The organism is Candidatus Niyogibacteria bacterium CG10_big_fil_rev_8_21_14_0_10_46_36 (genome assembly GCA_002772995.1).
Lineage (GTDB): Bacteria > Patescibacteriota > Minisyncoccia > 1-14-0-10-42-19 > 1-14-0-10-42-19 > 1-14-0-10-46-36.
Window position 1 is genome coordinate 54,416 of record PFCO01000001.1, and the last position, 18,428, is coordinate 72,843.

An 18,428-nucleotide genomic window follows, 5' to 3' on the forward strand; every position below is an offset into this window, starting at 1 on the left:
TTATACGCATGCGGAAACTTTTGTCAAGCCCCCCCCGTAGACACCCCGTGCATGCTGTAGTACGCGCGGGAAAGATGATAAAGTTTTATGTTCTTGATTTTATGTTCCCTGCCCCCGAAGGTCAACTGGAAACTGTGAATAAGTGCCCTGCCTTTTTCAGTGCGTTCCTATTATTTTACATATTCCGGCATGTGCTGGATGAACCACTGCATAAATGTCCTTGAGACAGACGCTGCTCCGACCAAATTAGTCTCGCTTCCGCTCTCTAATACAACCGTCATCGCAACATGCGGATCATTAAGGGGAGCGTATCCCATAATCCACGAATTCACTCTGCCATTTCCAATCTCTGCCGTCCCCGTTTTTGCACCGAAATCAACACCAAGCCCTGCAAGAGCTTGAGCCGTGCCCCCGGGCTTTGCCGCAAGCGCCATCCCCTCCTGGATGATAGAAAAGTCCTCATCCAGAACGACGACATCAGGCAGCGGGTACGCAGTGACAACTGAGCGTGCTTCATCGGGTTCTTCCACAAAGTGAAGATCAGGGACTTTCCCATGTTCAGCAAGCATAGAAACAAAGCGTGCTACCTGTATCGGTGTCACTTGCAAGTTATTCTGCCCTATACTGAAGTGATATGTATCTCCTATTCTCCACTCTTCAGCATGTTCCGGCGACGGAACCATGCCTCTTGCCTCATCAATGCCTGAAAATACAGGTTCTCCAAACCCGAAGAGTTTTGCGTATCGCTCAATAGCACTCGCACCAATGCCTTCCTGATTACCGTATCCGCCCCCGATTGTATAGAAATACACATCCGATGAAACGGCGATGGCGCGAACCATGTCAACCCAGCCATGCGCTTTCCAGTCACGAAATATACTCGGCTGGTCAGGGAAATACGGATTTGGCACAGAAATGCTCCCGGAGCTGAATATCTCTTTTTCCGGAGAAATAATCCCCTTATCAAGCGCGGCGAGCGCTACAATAGGCTTAAAGATAGACCCCGGGATATAAGTACCGTTAAATACTCTAGCAAAAAATGGCGCATGCGGATCGTTATTCAGCCGTGAAAATTCCTCCTGTGAGATTCCGTGAGAAAAATTATTCAGATTGAATTCAGGATAGCTGGTCATCGCAAGTATTTCTCCCGTACGCACATCCACTACCACCCCTGCCCCGCCATGGAAACCGTACTGTTCTACAACATCGCCAATCGCAGAATATAATTTTGATTGCGCGTCGGCATCAATAGTAAGCGTTAGCGCCTCCCCGTTTTCTGCCTCTTGCTGAAGACTCTCGGAAACAATGTTATTTTTTGCATCCGTCTCAACCAAACGCACACCATCCACTCCCCGCAATAATAAATCATAATACTTTTCTACACCGGTTTTGCCCGATTTTGTAGCACTGCTCGGCTCATCGCTTGAACGACCCACATATCCAAGCAGATGCGAAAAGCCACTTCGGTCAGTATAGGTGCGGGCAGAGGAGGCTTCTATACGGAATGGCACTGCAGGAAAGGCTTCGATAAACCGTTCCGCGCTCTCCCATGAAAGATCATCAATAATGACAGCTGGCGCATCAGATGCTTTTTCAAACGCATCAAATGAAAATTTGGGGAAGAATTGCACACGAAGCGCGTCAGGAATTTGTTCAAGCGCATCTTTTTTGTCTGCATCAATAACTATTTTAAAACGAGCCTCATTCCATGCGAGCTCTTCACCGTTTCTGTCATAAATAATCCCCCGTTCGGGAGATAAAACATGCTTATCGAAACTGTTGAAGAACGCACGCTCCCGGAATGTTGCACCATGGCTTATCTGGAGATTCCACAACTTGCCAAGCATGATGAACGAAATTATCGCAAAGAACAGAAAAACAAAAAGCGCGACACGCCTGCTTAACAGCATAACGAGCCGCCCTTCCATTTGATTACGATCAAATCCAGGAAGATTTTTTGAATCAAGAAAAATTTCATCAGGAGACAGTTCAAGCGTTTTTTTTCTCTTTTTTGCAAACATCATACTCCTGCCTTCCCAATAAGCACAATGACCATGCCGATAAGCGCGCACACGATGCCCACCACCCAAAACCGCATAGTGACCTTATGCGCGGGCCATCCCTTTGCTTCAAAATAATGATGAATTGGCGCTACCAAAAAAAGCTTTCGTCCAAACGCCCGTCTCCATAAAAGCTGCAGTGCGGAGGAAAGCGCAGCAACAACAAGAGGAAACGCTATAAGCGGAAGCAGAAGAACGCTTTTCGTAAGAAACGCGATAACGGTAAGCACAGTTGAAAGGCCCATCATGCCCGTCTCTCCCAGATAGAAACGCGCAGGTGGTATATTGAACCATAAAAAAGCAAGCAAGGCGCCCACAAGAACCCCTGTGAATGCCGCTATGTCTATCTGATTTTGAAAGAATGCTATGCCACCAAGTGCCGCAAAAGAAGCCGCCAAAGTACCCGCGGCAAGACCATCAAGCCCGTCGATAACCCCGCCTGAAAATGTAGCAATCATCACAAATACAAATACCACAGGAAAGAGAATCCCTAAGCTAAGCTCCCCCACAAACGGCACAAACAGCGACGAAACATCAAGCTTTACATAAAACCAATATGCACCAATTGCGGCTATAAGCACAATAAGCGCTAAACGGCGGGTGAAACGGATGCCGCCTGCAATATACTTGCCACGCCCGAACACCTGGAATATATCGTCCGCAAGCCCCACCAGAGACGCAGCAACCAGGGTAAAAAGCGGGAGCCATGTCTGTGTCCTGCTTACAAAATTCAATTTATCTAACAGCCACGACTGTGGGAATAAAACCGAAAGCACAAAAAAAACAAGACTTACAAAAAGCACAACGCCCCATACGAGTATCCCGCCCATGCGCGGAACATTGCGCTCCCGTTCTGCATGAAGACGCGCGAATATCGGTGTTGGCGCGCCGTCGGGTGCAAACTGACGCACCTCTTTGCGCCATAATTTGTATTTATATAAGTAATGAGACAGTATCGGCGTTACAAGTATCCCGATAAAGAATGCAAGTGTCGTAAGGCCGAATACTTTTAATACATTAAGAATCATACTTGTTACTTTTTATTATATCGCATGCGCCATTATTCCCGGTAATATTCGAGTGCTCCCTGATAGAGCGACTCCACATCTGAAAAGCGGCCGTCAAAACTTGAACCGAGAACAACAATAATAATCGTGCGCCCAAAACCGACATCCATGGCAACTGCAAGGTTTCCACCCGCAGCATCAGTATACCCTGTTTTCGATGCGCGGAGCCCTGGCAAGAAAGCTGCCGATGTGTTGCTATTCTGGAATGTATGCGCCATGTCCGACGAAGAAATGGTAATACTGTCTCTCTGAGTGCGCTCTAGCATGAACGGATGCTGGGTGATAAGAATACGAAGGAGACGAGCGATACTTGCAGCGCTTCCCCACGCTCCCGGTTCTTTATTTTCTTCGTCTATATCTAAACCGGTTACATTTAAAAACCCGAGATCAGAAAGTCCGAGTTCCTCTTTTTTCGTATTCATATACTGCAAAAATACGGAGAGAGACGCATCCTCATCAATCTCTCCTTGATAGAACATGCTCCCCGCAAACGCGGCAAGTGCGTGCGCTGCATCATTAGATGACTGCACGAGCATGATATCCATCAAATCATCAAAATAAAACTTTTCCCCGACGAGAAGCCCATTATCTCCCTCTTCACGGACTGCGGCTTCCGTTATGGACACTACAAGCGGAAACGGCGATGTTTTGCGCTCCTCCACATCCTGAAGCGCGAGCGCAGTCATCAGCTTTGCAATACTTGCGAGCGGGTAAACAGCTCTTTCATCTTTTGCAAAAAGAACCTTTCCTGAAGGATATTCTTCAACGATTACCCCCTTCGCTTTGATTGAGATGGCGTTAAATATCTTCTGCGCCCGTTCTTTCTCAAGGGTAACGCTGTCTGCCTGCGTCACTGCCGCAGTGTTGCTGGAGGCGCCACCCTGCTTCAAACGATCAAAAGGGGCTTGCAAAATGAAGCCCGCCAATAACACTCCTATCAATGTAGCGAAAAATGTTCTCATAATTGTTCATCTGCCCTTGGCGCATCCTCAGGTGGCGGCGCTGATTCATCTGTTTCGGCTTTGATGTGGCCTTCCTCATCTTCCGCTCCATGACGCGACAATTCCTCTTTGACGCGCTCGTATTCGGGCACATCTTCTATCCGCGAAATGCCGAAATATTTTAAGAGGTCAAGCGAAGGTTTGTACAAGTACGAACGGGCGTCACCTGGGTTCGGAACGCGTTCTACCAGCCCACGCACAAGAAGATTGCGGAGTGTAAAGCTCGAGTTCACTCCGCGGATATAATCAACATCGGGGCGGGACACAGGTCCTTTGTATACGATTATCGCAAGTGTCTCGGTAGCCGCCTTACTTAAGTCACCCGAAAATTCTTCCTTCATAACTTCAGATACCTCTTTTGAAGATTCAGGCGCAGTCACCAAACTTACCGCGTCTCCGGTAAATACCAGCCGTATTCCCCTGTCTTGGAGCGCGGCATTCAGTTCCTCAACCGCTTTGCTGACATCCTCAACGGAAGCACCAGTCAATGTCGCGAGCCGCTTAATGCTTGTTGCTTCTCCCAACACAAACAGGAGCGATTCAATTGTTTTCGCCAGTTTCTGCATGATGTACATGGATATCATGGAATAAGCCCTTTTGTTCAGCAACGATTATGCCGTCCTTAAACAGCTCAAGAAGCGCAAGAAAGCTGACAATAACATCGGTCTTGTTTTTTTTATCGGTAAGCGCGCCGAAAAGCGCTTTTGGATTTTTCCGTATGCGCTCTGTTAATTCTTCTATTTTTTCCTCAAGCGTTACAATGCGTTCAAGAATGCGTTCGGGAAGCGGATCTTCTTTCGGCAAGCGCGAAACGATTGATTCGGCTGCTTCAAGAATATTAGAAAACACAAACCCTTCGGGCGGGAAAAACCCCACCTCAAAATCGTATGTAGTGTTCCGGGAATACATATGTTTGTGCCGCCCTGCAAGTTTCGTGAGGTTGGCCCCCAGCTCACGGAACATCTTCAGCTGCCGGAGCCGTTCTTGTAGTTCTTCTATGTCTGCTTCTTCTTCTTTATCTATTTCAAGCTGCGGGAGAAGCGAGCGTGATTTGATGAGCATTAATGTTGCCGCGATAACCAAGAACTGCGACACTTCGCGCTCAGGAAGATGTGGGAGTTCTTTTATATGAGCAAGGTACTCCCCCGCAATATCAGCAAGAGAGACTTCGCTTATAGAAAGCGTACGCTCCTCTATCATGGTGAGAAGCATATCCAACGGACCCTCAAATGTTTGTGTTTTAATATGAAATATCATAGCACTATTTATCCTTTTCAATACGAAGCCCGAGTTCTCGTAATTGTTCTTCAGATAACGGAGCAGGTGCGCGCATCATGAGGTCTCTGCCGTCCCCAGTCTTTGGGAATGCCATCACTTCGCGGATAGACGACTCGTTCTGAAGGATTGTATGAAAGCGGTCCAAACCGAACGCAATGCCGCCGTGCGGAGGCGCGCCATATGAGAACGCATCAAGCATATGCTTAAATTGATCGCCAAAAATTTCTTTGTCATGTCCCAGCCGTTCAAACACCGTCTGCAAAAATTCAGGTTCATAAATACGAAGCGACCCTCCTGCTATTTCGCTTCCATTAAGCACTACATCGTATTGATGCGCCAAAAAATCCCCAAAATCTCTTCCTTCTTTTAGCGCCTGAAACGCGTCTCCGCCGTCCTTAAGCTTCGGTAAGGTAAACGGGTGGTGGACTGACGACCATGACCCGTCTTGAAGTTTTTCAAACATCGGAAAATCCGTAATGATAGCAAACGCAAGTTCGTCCGGGTCATCCTTATCTTTGCGCAGATCAGGATGGTCGCTTTTGTATTCTTTCATCGATTCTTCGTAGGTAAGATGCCGGAACGACGGCTTGGACAGCTTCTTTGTGGGGTACAATTCTTTGACTACTGTTTCGCAAATTTCTTTCGCAAGACCGATGATATCCTCCTCTGACGCAAAACTCATCTCTATATCAAGTTGGGTAAATTCGGGCTGGCGGTCACCGCGCGTATCTTCATCGCGGAAACACCGTACAATCTGGAAATATTTTTCAAATCCCGCAACCATCAAAAGCTGTTTATATTGTTGAGGACTTTGCGGGAGGGCGTAAAACGAACCCTTTTGCAACCGGGATGGCACAACATAATCGCGCGCGCCCTCGGGAGTAGAGCGTGTAAGATACGGCGTTTCTATGTCGGTAAATCCTTTCTCTGCCAACATGTTGCGAATGAGTAAATGGACCGCCGCGCGCGCGCGGATATTTTTCTGGAGACGCTCGCGCCGTAAATCCAAATAACGATATGCAAGACGATGTTCTTCACCGATATCCTTGCCATCAGAATCAAGCGCAAAGGGCGGCGTTGCCGCCTGCGAAAGCACTTCAAGCGCTGTTGCATTTATCTCAACACTTCCCGTCGGCATATCTTTATTTATCATGCCCTCGGGGCGCTTTTTCACTTCACCCTCAAGACGGATAACCCACTCGGGGCGCAGGGTGTCTGCAACTTTCAAAAGCGCATCCTTCTTGGGATTAAACACTACCTGCACCGTCCCCGACATATCACGAAGGTCAATAAAAATAAGCTTGCCGTGATCGCGCCTAACCGAAACCCAGCCGAAAAGGGTCACCTTTTTGCCTGCATGTTCCGGAGTTTGGTTGATGAGAGTCCTCATAATATCCCTTTATACTATGGTATTTTGAGGCGTTGAGCAAGAACAAAATATCATAGAAATATTGACAAAATATGAGAAAATGATATAATTTTAAAAAATTAAAAAGGAGGTTATGTTATGGGTCTTGCTCAATTTAAAAGAGACCTCCAGGGATGGATGACAAATGAAGATGGCGATGACATCTGCCCGGATTGTTGGAGGAAAAGAATGGAAAATCCGGAAATAGATGAGCCCATTAAGAAGTGGCTTCTTGAATTCTCCCATCCCACCGCCTCTCTGCCAAAAGAATTACTAGCAACAAGACGGACGAGCGATGGCGGATGGTTTGCGTCTTGTGAGCATTGCTGGAAAATCGTAGCATCAAACTATTTCCCTCATGCCTCATTCATCTAAAAGGACTCCTATCAAACGGAGTCCTTTCTTTTTATTCACCCTCAAAATAAAGCACTTTTATTTTTTCGCGGAGCATTTCCGTGCCCACTTCGTACGATGTCCCACTCCCAAGCGAAAACGGCCTCCCAAAACGGATAACTATCTTTTTTTTTCCGTTTTGCGTTTGCGGACGGAATGAAATAGGTACAATCGGTATGCCTGCTTTTATGGCTATGGCGGCTGCTCCCCGATAAAATTTCCCCACGGTATCCTCAAATATCCGTTCGCCTTCCGGAAAAACAAAGATAGAGTAACCTTTTTTTGCAAGCAAAACAGGCAGGTCGGTCGCATGCTCAACCCCCAAGCCTCTGCCCGATGGGAATGCTCCTGCCAGCTTGAATATGACGGAAAGCGCACGAATCTTGCGGAAGAACTCCAGAAGTGGAGTTTTGAATTGCTTAGTTTCTACCATGAAACGAACCGGGAATATGGGATGAAAAAATGGGAATTGCATCAATATGTAGACCTTATCCAAGATGCCTTTGTGGGTAGAAGCAAAGACTACAGGCGGATGCATCGTAGCAAGCACCCGATGCGGATCGTGTACTTCAACATTGCTAAATAAAAACAGCGGCTTGGCAATAAGCCACAAGAACCGCTGTATAATTGTATACACTATACTCATACAGGATTAACTGTTTTGCCCTCCCTGTATATGGATGACTCGCTGTGGAAATGGAATCTCAATCCCCCGTTCATCAAATACATTTTTTACCCGGCGGCGATACTCCCGCGCAACCGCCCACTGTTCTCCAGGTCTTGTTTCTCCAAGCAGTTTGATAATGACCGAAGAATCTGCAAATTCACTGACCCCCAGCGCTTCTATCGGTTTTCTGAATTTCTCCCCCCACGCCTCGTCTTTTGCCATATCCTGCCCTATTTCATTCAAAACCGCGATAACATCATCAACGCGCGCGCTGTAAGAAATCCCGATATCCAGATGCACCCGCGATTCAAACTTGGTCATGTTGGATGCAGTTGATATTGTTCCGTTCGGCACATGATGTTCCACGCCATCCAGGTCGCGCAATATAGTGTGGCGCAAATTTATCTCTTGCACCTCCCCGGATACCCCTGCGATTTTAACCACATCACCTTTTCGGTATTGATCCTCAAGGATAATAAAAAATCCCGCGATAATATCCTTAATAAGCCATTGTCCGCCAAATCCTAATGCAATGCCCGCAATGCCTGCGCCCGCAATGAGAGGACCCGTGTCTACACCGAGCTCCGAAAGAATCATAATCCCTCCAAATATCCATATAGCCACTTTTATTGCCGAAGAAAACACCCCTGCGAGCGTTTCTCTGCGCTTCGTCTGGGCTTTACTATCGCGCGATTTATAGGCGTGCTGGGTGTATCCTTCAACGGCTTTCCGTATCGCAATCCGCACTATTTTCTGTGCCGCAAAAAGCACCACGACAATAAATATCAGGCGGACACCGTGCTCAAAAAACCACGGTCCAACAACATCACTAATCAAAATTGAAAAATCCATAAGAGTTGTGTAAATAAGAGAATGTCCCAAGATTGCGCTTCCTCCTTTTTAAAAACGGATATCTCGGAAAACTATAACAAATGAAGAGTTATATGTATAGTATAAAATGAAACAGATATTTATCAAAACCGCGCACTCCCCCTTGAAAATCCTGTAAAATTTGGCATAATGAGGAAACATCCGCCCGTAGCTCAGTTGGTAGAGCAGCAGCCTTTTAAGCTGAGGGTCGAAGGTTCGAGTCCTTCCGGGCGGACAAATATAAAAATCCCGCAATGCGGGATTTTTTATTGTATGGCTATGGATTTCAAATTTAAAACCGGCCTGTAGTTTAAATAGATATATCTATTACCGCCCTCTCTATAGGTATCTATGCCTGTGGAATAAAAAATGTTTTTTAGGCACACGCGGTCAAAATTGAGCTGGATGGTCTCTCCGGTAAACATGCGTATTATGCGCTCGTCATCCAAGGAAGGAACACCGAAGAAGGTAGTATCACATGCTATATAAAACCCGTCGTAATACAATCTTCCGAGCTTAAATGTCCGTACGGTTTTCACAAGGTAAATGCGTTTCTTGCTTTCAAAAACCTTCTTTTGATACGCGGTAAGTGCGTGTTGGGAACCACCGACAGTATCTACTCGTACCATTTCTTTAACCACAAAGGTCATTTTTTGTGCATCGCCGCACGTTTCTACCATTACATTACGCGGATTACACCCCCATGCATCCCCAAAAATAGCCAAGAAAAAGACGAGCGAGCCTCCTATAAGCGTATACACGCATACTTTTGTCCAATCTATTTTTTCTTTTTTAATGTGCTTTTTTATATCACACTCCCTCTTCCCGTAACTCTTCGAAGAGTTTTTTTGCCTTACGGGAAAGTTTTTTTGGATTTTTCACGAGCACGCGTATGAGCAGGTCTCCCTTTTTGCCAGATTGCATCGGCACGCCCCGCTCGCGCACGCGGAGCACTTCGCCCGAATCAATGCCTTCGGGTATTTTTATTTTTATCTTACCATCAATAGATTCTATCACTTTCTCCCCGCCAAGCACTGCTTCGGTCATAGGGACTTCGAGGTCCATAATAAGATTTGTGCCATGGCGTTTTAAAAACGCGTGCCTTTGCACGTGCACTTTGATATACAGGTCTCCCGGAGCGCCATTCGCAATTGCTTCGCCTTGTCCTGTCATCCGTATCATCTCACCATGCTCAATGCCGGGCGGAACGACAACGGTAATCTCTTCTTCGCGCTTTTCAATACCTACGCCTCCGCAGGTTTTACACTTTTTATCGGGGATAGCTCCTTTTCCTTGGCACTCTTTACATTCCTGAAGCATATGCACAGCGCCAAAAAAGGTCTGGCGCTGTTCGCGCACCGACCCTGATCCGTTGCAGGTTTTGCATTGTTCTGTTTTTGAGCCTTCTTCGGCACCCGAACCCTTGCAGATTTTGCATGCGCCGGTCTTGCGGAGTACTATCGTGCGCGTAGCCCCGAATATTGAATCTTCAAACGGGAGCTCAATATCTATTGAAATATCGTGGCCACGCTTCTGGCGCTTGCGCGCTCCGCCCCCAAAACCGAACATACCCTCAAAAATATCTGAAAATCCACCGAAGTCCTGTCCGCCAAAGTCAGCATTCTGCCAGAAATTCGGGTCAAATCCCTGCGAACCCCTGCCCGCGCCGCTAAATGCACGCCCGTACTGGTCGTATTGCGTTCGACGTGTATCATCCGAGAGCACATAGTAGGCTTCGCTTATTTCTTTGAATTTTTTCTCATCCCCCCCCTGTTTGTCCGGGTGGTATTTATGAGCAAGCTTCCGATACGCCTTTTTGATGTCGTCTTTGGAGGCGCCCTTTTCTATGCCGAGAACCTGATAATAATCAACGCTCATACTTATTTTTGTTCGTCTTTTTTATCGACATCCTCATGCTCCACATCATGCGTTTTTACGCCTCCCTCGCTCGCCGTATCCGCATTACCGTCTTTCTCTTTTTCCTGGGCCTGCTTGTAAAGTACTTCACCAATTTTAGCAAGTGCTTGAGAGAGTTCTTTTGACGCGTTTTCTATCTCCTCCTTAGAGCCGGATTCTTTGAGTTTCTTTAGTGTTTCTATCTTTGCATTCACATCGTCCCGCACGCCTGCTTCTACCTTATCCCCCGCATCACGCAGTGATTTCTCCGCAGAATAAACAAGGGTATCAGCAGCATTTTTGACATCAATGGACTCGCGCTTTTTCTTGTCTTCTTCAGCATGTGCTTCCGCGTCCTTCTTCATCTTTTCTACTTCTTCTTTTGAAAGCCCGCTTGAGCCCTCGATGCGCACGGATTGAGTTTTACCGGTCGCTTTATCTTTTGCAGACACGCTCAAAATACCGTTTGCATCAATGTCGAATTTTACTTCAACCTGCGGGATGCCGCGGGGCGACGGCGGAATGCCGTCTAATATAAACCGTCCGAGCGTTTTGTTGTCACCTGCCATCTCACGCTCTCCCTGGAGCACATGAATCTCAACCGATGTCTGATTATCAGCTGCAGTAGAAAATACTTGTGTACGCTCCACCGGCACGGTAGTATTTTTTTCAATAAGCCGCGTCATAACGCCCCCGAGCGTTTCAAGCCCCAATGATAAAGGCGTCACATCAAGCAACAGCACATCTTTTACATCTCCCTGTAAAATCCCCGCTTGCACCGCAGCACCATCCGCAACCACCTCATCAGGATTAATGGTCTTATTTGGCTCTTTGCCGAATAATTCCTTTACGGCCCTCTGAATAGCAGGCATCCGTGTCTGTCCGCCGACAAGAATAATTTCGTCAATTTGGGAAATCTCAAAGCCCGCTTCTTTCACTGCGCGCTTCGTAATCTCAATTGAGCGCGAAATATATTCGCCCACAAGGTCTTCAAATTTTGCACGGGAAAGTTTTACAAGCAAATGCTTAGGACCGGATGCATCTGATGTAATAAACGGAATATTTATTTCAGTTTCCGGCGTTGAAGACAATTCGTGTTTTGCTTTTTCTGCAGCATCCTTTAGCCGCTGGAGCGCAAGGGTATCTTTAGAAATATCAATACCCGAATCCTTTTTGAATTCATCTACAAGCCATTCAATTATCGTCTGGTCAAAATCATCACCTCCGAGATGTGTATCACCGTCGGTTGATTTTACTTCTATTGTGTCGTTTGAAACCTCAAGCACCGATACATCAAATGTCCCTCCCCCAAAGTCATATACTACAATCTGCTCATCATTTTTCTTGTTAAATCCATACGCAAGAGCGGCCGCTGTCGGTTCGTTCAGAATACGACGGACTTTCAGCCCTGCAATTTCGCCCGCATCTTTTGTAGCTTTGCGCTGTGAATCGTCAAAATACGCAGGCACCGTGATGATTGCTTCTTCTATCTTTTCTCCAAGTTTCGCTTCAGCGTCATGCTTGAGCTTCTGGAGTATCATTGCCGACATCTCTTCCGGGCGGTACCACTTTTCGCCCATCTTTACCTCCACCCCTCCCGCGCTTGATTCGCGCATTTCATACGGCATGAGTTTTTTATCTTTTTGCACCTCCGGGTCAGAAAACTTCCGCCCAATAAAGCGTTTTACCGAATATACTGTATTCTGCGGGTTGGTTACTGCTTGGCGCTTCGCAAGAAGTCCTGCGAGCCGTTCGTTTGATTTTGAAAGTGCGACCATAGACGGCGTGGTACGCGCGCCTTCGGTGCTTTCTAATATTTTGGGCTCTCCTCCCTCAACCACTGCCATTGCGGAGTTGGTTGTCCCAAGGTCAATTCCTAATATCTTTGCCATAGTATTGTGATAAATATATTAATGTAATAATTATTCTTTTGAGAGCTTTACGCGTGATGCACGGATGACTTTTCCATGCATGCGGTAGCCTCGTTGTGTCTCTTCGGCGACCGTGCCCGGCGGGGCGTCTGATTCGGTCTCGCCTACGCTTTCGTGTATCATCATATCAAATGGGTCTCCTGCGCGTACTGGAATTACTTCTGCTCCCTTCCGGCGCAACACATCTTCAAGCTGGCTCCGTATCATTAAAATTCCCTTTTCTATGTCGCTCCCTTCCGCATGTTTGAGTGCAAGATCAAAACTATCAAGTACGGGGAGGATATCATGTACCATGCCTTCCGTTGCAAAGCGTGCGAGCGCCTGTTTCCGTTCTGCTTCGTCCTTCTTGTGATTGATAAGGTCGGCTTTTGCGCGCTGCCATCCTTCCAGATACTCTTGTTTTTCCTTTCTGCATGCCGCGAGATCCGTGCGCAGCTTGTCTATCCGTCCTTCTGCCCTGTCTTCGCCTTCTTCTACGATCTCAATGTCGTCGTCTTCTTTTTTGTGTTTTGCTCGTGTCATATTGATTGTAAAAATCTTCGTATAACATCAGTCGCCCGTTCGTAATCCATGCGTTTCGGGCCGATAGAAATAATAATGCTTGAGCGCGTCGGCCGCCCTACAACTGAACTAAAATGCGAGCCGTCCGGAAACGGATTTTCTTTCCCAATAAATACCTGCGGCGCGCTACTCTCATACTGATAAAAATATTTCATACGGTCATGTGCTTCTTCTACGAACGATGCAAACGCGCGCGCTACATCATATTCGCGGAATTCCGGCTCATCAAAGAGCTCGTCCATCCCCGCCCACAACACAGAATTTTTATCCAAACTCATCATAGTAAAGAGGCCGGTCTCTTCCGCAAGCTCGTGGACAAACCGATGAAGCGCGGGGACGCTTTCCGGAAGGCGCTCCTCTTTTTGACGCATTCTCGATTCTTCTGCAAGTATCGTGTCTACAAAATACCGGTATGCCTTATCTGTAGGAACACGCCCCGCAGAAGTGTGCGGCTGTTCTAAGTACCCCTCGTCATCAAGCCGCATCATTATATTGCGGACTGTTGCGGGGCTTGCCTTGTAGCGGATGTTCCGCGCAATACGAGCAGAAGACACCGGCTCTGCGGTGTGGATATAGTCCCGGATAACATGTTCCAGAATTGAAAAATCACGGTCTGTTGCTTCCATTGTTTCCATCATAGACAAATTAGCACTCCCATGTCAAGAGTGCTAATTTGTATTTTGTACAAACAAAAAGAGGGATGCTTTGAGCTTCCCTCTTTTAAGTGATTTTTTATATTTCGTTACAAATTTTTCCCTTTACGATACGGAGCCTCTGCTACCTTCTCCCTCGTTGTCTTCCATGCTGGCGCCTTTGTGAAGCCGAGCCTTTATTCCATGCGCTACTTCTTCCTCGTTCCATCTTACCGTTCTGATACCGCTTTCCTTGGGAGTACCCCTGGTATTGATGGTGCTTATTACGATTGATGCGCTTATCACGAACCGGCGCTGGAGCTGGGGTGGCAGCAGGCCTAGAATGATCTTTGTGCATTCTTTCTCTGTATTTTACAGGAAGCCCGTGAGAGTGTTGATGGCTCTTATGATGCCCCTTCCGGCCATGGTGCTTATCATGATGATCTGGCTTCTTGTCTGGGGTAGTGACAGGCGGCCTTGAGGGACGCTCTCCATGATCTTTGTCTTTCTTATGGTCTTTGTGTTTCTTGCAGTCTTTTTTGGGGTGCTTTTTATGTTTTGGCTTCTTGTTGGGCGGTGGCACTGGGTCCCCTTTACCTAACTGATGGAGCCACTCCCATGTCAGCATCGTTCCCCCTGTTTCCGTCTGATACGCATTTGCGCCAAACGAAAATGTGAGAGCAAGCATAAAAACCAACAGAAAAAACTGAATACTTCTCTTAGCAAACTCATACACCATAATAACCTCCTCCGTACTCTGTATTTTTTAATGCACAAATGTATAGTGCGAATTATATAGTATATATAAAAAAATGTCAAGAGTATGCGCTCTTGGCTCTATTCATAGAAATGTGCGCATACATAAACGGCTCACACCCCCGTGTGAGCCGTTTATTTTTCCTCCAAGTGCGCTAGACTACCGCTTGCTCCACTGTGGAGCTTTTCTTGCCTTTTTCAGTCCAAATTTTCTTCGTTCTTTCACTCGCGGGTCGCGCTTTAAAAATCCAGGCCGCTTGAGTTTTTTACGGATACTTTCGTCTTCTTTTACAAGAGCACGCGCAATCGCATGGCGGATGGCTTCTGCCTGCCCCCGTATGCCGCCTCCCTGTACTTTTATCGTAATGCGGTACCCGCTTGTTTTTTTGAGCTTTTCTAACGGCTCAAACACCGCCCGCTGTAATTCATCAATTGAAAAGAATTTTTCTACCGGCTTGTCGTTAATGGTGATGTGTACTTTTTTTTGCTTATCGTCGGCAAAAACGCGAGCGCGTGCACTTGCGGTCTTCCGCCGTCCTACGGTTTCGATGTATGTTTCTTTTACTGCTGTAGGCATACTATTATTTTTCTATCGTAAGATATTTAATAAATTGCTTTCTCAGTTTGTTTTTCGGGAGCATGCCCCATACGGCAGTACGGATAATTTCGGTAGGGTCTTTTTCAAGTTGTTCCTCGTATGTGCGCTTTTTGAGCCCTGACGGATACCCGGTGAAACGGGTGTATATTTTTTGCTTTTGCTTCTGACCCGAAACTTTTACCTTTGAAGCATTCGTGATTTTTACCGGTACCGGCTTTAATTCGTGGCGTTCATAGGATGGCTTATCCTTGCCCATGAGGGTATACGCGATACGCGTCGCAAGACGGCCCAAAATCTGGCCTTCGGCATCAATGATTATTTCTTCCTGTTTTGTCGGTGTGTCTGTTTTCATATGATTATACAAGCTCAATGACCGCCATTCGGGCACTGTCCCCCTTGCGCGGATTTGCTTTCATGATGCGGGTATACCCGCCGTTCCGCTCTTTGTAGCGGGGACCTACGACTTCAAATAATTGCTTAACCGCGCGGTTATCAAGCGACTCTGCTGCGCGCCGCCGTGCAACGACAGAACCGGTCCGCGCCTTTGTTATCATCTTTTCGGCATCTATCCGCAGCACCTTTGCCTTTGCCTCGGTGGTCTTTATCTTGCCCGAAAGAATAAGTGAGCGAAGCAAACTCCGGCGGAGAGCATTCCGCGAATTTCGTTTTCTTCCTAAAATTTTTCCCTTCTTTCGGTGTCGCATAATAATTATTCCCTCAATGTAAGACCCATGCCGTCAAGAACCTGCTTGATATCCTCTACCGCCTTCTCTCCGATACCTTCGAGCTTCATGAGGTCCTCAGGGGTCTTTTTTACCAAACCGCCGACGGTACGGATGCCTGCGTGCGAAAGCGCATTCAATACGCGTCCTGAAAAGTTCAGCTCTTCAATGCGCACTTTCAATACATCAGACAAATCGCCTTCTTGGCCCGCACCCTCGTCTTTATCTTCTTCCTTGCTGTCTATTTTTTCTTCAATAATTGGCGTTTCTTCCTCCTCAACAAATCCGATAATTGCCTTTAGCTGCTCTATCATGATGGTAATTGATTTTTCGAGCGCTTCGCGCGGGGTGAGTGTGCCGTCAGTCTCAATGGTTATACGGAGCCGGTTAAAGTCTGTCCGGTCGCCCACACGCATGTTCTCTACTTCGTAACGGACACGCCGTATCGGAGTGAACACCGCATCAAGCATCATGGAGCCGATGTCCATCTTTTTCTTTTGCTGTGCCGCGTCATGCGCGCGGTACCCGAGTCCCTTTTCTACAGTTACTTCCATAGAGATAGAACTTTCCTTATCCGTAAGAGTTGCAATCATGAGTTCCGGATTTGCGAGCTCAAGCTGAGTCGGGACCTTAAAGTCTTTTGCCGTAATCTCCTTCGCACCCTTTACCTGAAGGGTAAGTTTTTGCGGCTCATCTGAATGCGCTTTCACGCGGAGCTGTTTTAGGTTCAGGAGAATAGTAACAACATCTTCTTTTACGCCGTCGATTGTTGAGAACATGTGCTTTACTCCTTCTATTTTTACTTCAGTCGCGGCAGCGCCCGGCAAAGATGACAACAGAATGCGGCGTAACGCATTGCCAAATGTGTGGCCATACCCGGGATACAAGCCGTCTATTTCGTACACCCCTGTCATTTTCTCTTCGGAAATAACGCGGGGTTTTGATGGCAGTATGATTGATTTATCCATATATGAAAAACTCTGAATGATAATACATTATTAAAAATTAACGCGAATAAAATTCCATGACATTGTTCAGGTTCGCCGGAATATCGAAGACATCAATATGCGGCATCCCTTTGACTGTTCCGGTGAATGTCTTTTTGTCCAACAAAAGCCACCCTGCAACGGCATGATTTTTTAAGCGGATTTCAAGATCAGCAAACAATCCCTTCCCTTGGCTTTGCGGACGCAACGATACCACATCGCCTTCCCGTACCTGGAATGACGGGATATTCACCCGTCTGCCGTTTACATGGATATGTCCATGCGAAACAATCTGGCGTGCCTGTGAGCGCGATGTTGCCAACCCCAAGCGGTACACGACATTATCCAGCCGCTTTTCTAAAAAGGCTACCAAGCGGTTTGAACTCATGCCATCTTTTACCACCATTGCTTTCATGACATAGTTACGGAATTGTCGCTCCCGAAGCCCATACGAAAACTTCACCACCTGCTTTTCTTTGAGCTGGGTTCCGTACTCGGATAATCCGCGGCGCCGTCCTCCTCTGCCTCGTCCCGGAGCGGTTCCCGGCGGATAGGGCTTTCGCTTCACGGCACAGCGTTCGCGGCCGCATACCGAAACTCCTAATCGTCTGCATTTTTTACATGTAATGATGGTTGCCATACAAATATAAATTATTATACGCGGCGCGGCTTTGGCGCTTTCGGTCCGTTGTGCGGGATTGGCGTTACATCGCGTATTGCGTCAACGCCTATACCGGAACCAATAAGCGTACGGATTGCTGACTCGCGTCCCGCGCCCACTCCTTTTACAAAAATATCAATATGGGAAACCCCCACCATTTTCGCCTTCTCAACAATAAGCTCAACTACTTTTGATGCCGCGTACGGCGTGCCTTTGCGTGCGCCCTTAAACCCCATAGCGCCCGCAGTTGACCAGATGAGCATGTTGCCCTTTTCATCAGAAAATCCGACCATCGTATTGTTATACGTAGCCTGGATATGCACATGCCCCTTTTCGAGCTTGCGCTTTGGGAGCCTGCTCAACGCGCGGGATTTTAAATCCGCGTTCACGCCGCTTCCTGATTTTCTTGCTATACGCTTTTTACCCATATTACTTCTTCTCTAATTTTCGCTTACCGGAACCCATGGTCTGGCGGACATTTCCTCTGCGGGTCCGTGAATTTGTTTTTGTACGCTGTCCGTGCACGGGCAGATTTCTCATGTGGCGAGTGCCCCGATATGCTTTAATGTCTTTTAATCGCTTTATGTTCGTACGAATGTCGCGGCGCAAGTCTCCTTCTATCGTCATCTGTCCCTCAATAATCGCACGGAGGCGATTTACTTCATCAGGAGTTAATTCAGAGACTTTCTTATCCACACCTATCTTTGCCGATTCCGCAATACGACGCGCCAAAGAACGCCCAATGCCATAAATGGAAGGTAGCGCAAATTCTATTCTTTTATTTTCAGGAATTTCTACTCCTGCAATGCGTGGCATATGTGTTTTATTTATCCTTGCCGTTGTTTATGTTTTGGATTTTTGCAAATAACACGCACTCTTCCCTTGCGTCGTATAACTTTACAATCACTACAAATTTTCTTTACTGATGCGCGTACTTTCAT

The 18,428-nt window shown here is 47.0% G+C and carries 23 protein-coding genes and 1 tRNA gene; 2 read left to right on the forward strand and 22 right to left on the reverse strand.

Translation table 11 applies throughout. The features are described 5' to 3' along the window. Nucleotides 1-170 precede the first annotated feature (170 nt). From COU47_00320 to aspS, 6 genes are read right to left on the reverse strand one after another with little or no spacing between them, the layout of a single operon-like run. Nucleotides 171-2,024 carry a hypothetical protein gene (locus COU47_00320; GenBank protein ID PIR69870.1) on the reverse strand — a complete coding sequence of 618 codons (1,854 nt, stop codon included), beginning with the start codon at nt 2,022-2,024 and terminating at the stop codon, nt 171-173. Then, nucleotides 2,021-3,088, reverse strand: a complete 1,068-nt coding sequence (locus COU47_00325; GenBank protein PIR69871.1) for a hypothetical protein — start codon at nt 3,086-3,088, stop codon at nt 2,021-2,023. The genes COU47_00320 and COU47_00325 overlap by 4 nt, the downstream gene beginning before the upstream one ends. A gap of 32 nt (nt 3,089-3,120) precedes the next feature. After that, nucleotides 3,121-4,089 (reverse strand): hypothetical protein, encoded by a 969-nt coding sequence (locus tag COU47_00330; protein PIR69872.1) that lies wholly within the window; start codon nt 4,087-4,089, stop codon nt 3,121-3,123. Beyond that, entirely contained in the window at nt 4,086-4,712 is a 627-nt protein-coding gene (gene scpB, locus COU47_00335) for an SMC-Scp complex subunit ScpB (protein ID PIR69873.1), read from the reverse strand. Before scpB ends, COU47_00330 begins: the two co-directional genes overlap by 4 nt. Further along, entirely contained in the window at nt 4,669-5,385 is a 717-nt protein-coding gene (locus COU47_00340; GenBank protein PIR69874.1) for a hypothetical protein, read from the reverse strand. The genes scpB and COU47_00340 overlap by 44 nt, the downstream gene beginning before the upstream one ends. A 4-nt stretch (nt 5,386-5,389) precedes the next feature. Next, nucleotides 5,390-6,799 carry an aspartate--tRNA ligase gene (aspS, locus tag COU47_00345; protein PIR69875.1) on the reverse strand — a complete coding sequence of 470 codons (1,410 nt, stop codon included), beginning with the start codon at nt 6,797-6,799 and terminating at the stop codon, nt 5,390-5,392. A 114-nt stretch (nt 6,800-6,913) separates the two neighbouring features. Here aspS and COU47_00350 point away from each other — a divergent pair, with 114 nt between their 5' ends. Further along, a complete protein-coding gene (locus COU47_00350) occupies nt 6,914-7,189 on the forward strand; it encodes a hypothetical protein (protein ID PIR69876.1) in 276 nt (91 codons plus the stop codon). A gap of 31 nt (nt 7,190-7,220) precedes the next feature. On the opposite strand, the gene COU47_00355 is transcribed toward COU47_00350, so the two are convergent. Together COU47_00355 and COU47_00360 are read right to left on the reverse strand one after the other, a co-directional pair. Further along, on the reverse strand, nt 7,221-7,853 hold the full coding sequence (locus tag COU47_00355; protein ID PIR69877.1) for a hypothetical protein: 633 nt from the start codon (nt 7,851-7,853) through the stop codon (nt 7,221-7,223). Between the two features lie 6 nt (nt 7,854-7,859). Next, entirely contained in the window at nt 7,860-8,756 is an 897-nt protein-coding gene (locus COU47_00360) for a mechanosensitive ion channel family protein (GenBank protein ID PIR69878.1), read from the reverse strand. A 150-nt stretch (nt 8,757-8,906) separates the two neighbouring features. On the opposite strand from COU47_00360, the gene COU47_00365 reads away from it, so the two are divergent. Beyond that, nucleotides 8,907-8,982 (forward strand) — tRNA-Lys (locus COU47_00365). Nucleotides 8,983-9,010: 28 nt separating this feature from the next. On the opposite strand, the gene COU47_00370 is transcribed toward COU47_00365, so the two are convergent. The 14 genes from COU47_00370 to COU47_00435 form a co-directional block, all read right to left on the reverse strand. Then, nucleotides 9,011-9,469, reverse strand: a complete 459-nt coding sequence (locus COU47_00370) for a hypothetical protein (protein ID PIR69879.1) — start codon at nt 9,467-9,469, stop codon at nt 9,011-9,013. A gap of 85 nt (nt 9,470-9,554) precedes the next feature. After that, nucleotides 9,555-10,622, reverse strand: coding sequence for a molecular chaperone DnaJ (gene dnaJ, locus COU47_00375; GenBank protein PIR69880.1), 1,068 nt, complete (start codon nt 10,620-10,622; stop codon nt 9,555-9,557). A gap of 2 nt (nt 10,623-10,624) precedes the next feature. Further along, nucleotides 10,625-12,532 carry a molecular chaperone DnaK gene (locus COU47_00380; protein ID PIR69881.1) on the reverse strand — a complete coding sequence of 636 codons (1,908 nt, stop codon included), beginning with the start codon at nt 12,530-12,532 and terminating at the stop codon, nt 10,625-10,627. 30 nt (nt 12,533-12,562) lie between these two features. Beyond that, a complete protein-coding gene (gene grpE, locus COU47_00385) occupies nt 12,563-13,093 on the reverse strand; it encodes a nucleotide exchange factor GrpE (GenBank protein ID PIR69882.1) in 531 nt (176 codons plus the stop codon). Further along, nucleotides 13,090-13,758, reverse strand: coding sequence for a hypothetical protein (locus COU47_00390; protein ID PIR69883.1), 669 nt, complete (start codon nt 13,756-13,758; stop codon nt 13,090-13,092). The genes grpE and COU47_00390 overlap by 4 nt, the downstream gene beginning before the upstream one ends. Nucleotides 13,759-13,909: 151 nt before the next feature. Then, a complete protein-coding gene (locus tag COU47_00395) occupies nt 13,910-14,503 on the reverse strand; it encodes a hypothetical protein (protein ID PIR69884.1) in 594 nt (197 codons plus the stop codon). Between the two features lie 177 nt (nt 14,504-14,680). Next, entirely contained in the window at nt 14,681-15,097 is a 417-nt protein-coding gene (locus COU47_00400) for a 30S ribosomal protein S9 (protein PIR69885.1), read from the reverse strand. A gap of 4 nt (nt 15,098-15,101) precedes the next feature. Further along, the gene (locus COU47_00405; protein ID PIR70007.1) at nt 15,102-15,470 is read right to left on the reverse strand and encodes a 50S ribosomal protein L13; all 369 of its coding nucleotides are present in this window, start codon (nt 15,468-15,470) and stop codon (nt 15,102-15,104) included. Between the two features lie 4 nt (nt 15,471-15,474). Further along, entirely contained in the window at nt 15,475-15,822 is a 348-nt protein-coding gene (locus COU47_00410; protein ID PIR69886.1) for a 50S ribosomal protein L17, read from the reverse strand. Between the two features lie 5 nt (nt 15,823-15,827). Next, a complete protein-coding gene (locus COU47_00415) occupies nt 15,828-16,808 on the reverse strand; it encodes a DNA-directed RNA polymerase subunit alpha (GenBank protein PIR69887.1) in 981 nt (326 codons plus the stop codon). 37 nt (nt 16,809-16,845) lie between these two features. Beyond that, nucleotides 16,846-17,466 (reverse strand): 30S ribosomal protein S4, encoded by a 621-nt coding sequence (locus COU47_00420; GenBank protein ID PIR69888.1) that lies wholly within the window; start codon nt 17,464-17,466, stop codon nt 16,846-16,848. Nucleotides 17,467-17,480: 14 nt separating this feature from the next. Further along, nucleotides 17,481-17,915, reverse strand: a complete 435-nt coding sequence (locus COU47_00425) for a 30S ribosomal protein S11 (protein ID PIR69889.1) — start codon at nt 17,913-17,915, stop codon at nt 17,481-17,483. A 1-nt stretch (nt 17,916) separates the two neighbouring features. Next, entirely contained in the window at nt 17,917-18,303 is a 387-nt protein-coding gene (locus COU47_00430) for a 30S ribosomal protein S13 (protein ID PIR69890.1), read from the reverse strand. 11 nt (nt 18,304-18,314) lie between these two features. Then, nucleotides 18,315-18,428 carry a 50S ribosomal protein L36 gene (locus COU47_00435; GenBank protein ID PIR69891.1) on the reverse strand — a complete coding sequence of 38 codons (114 nt, stop codon included), beginning with the start codon at nt 18,426-18,428 and terminating at the stop codon, nt 18,315-18,317.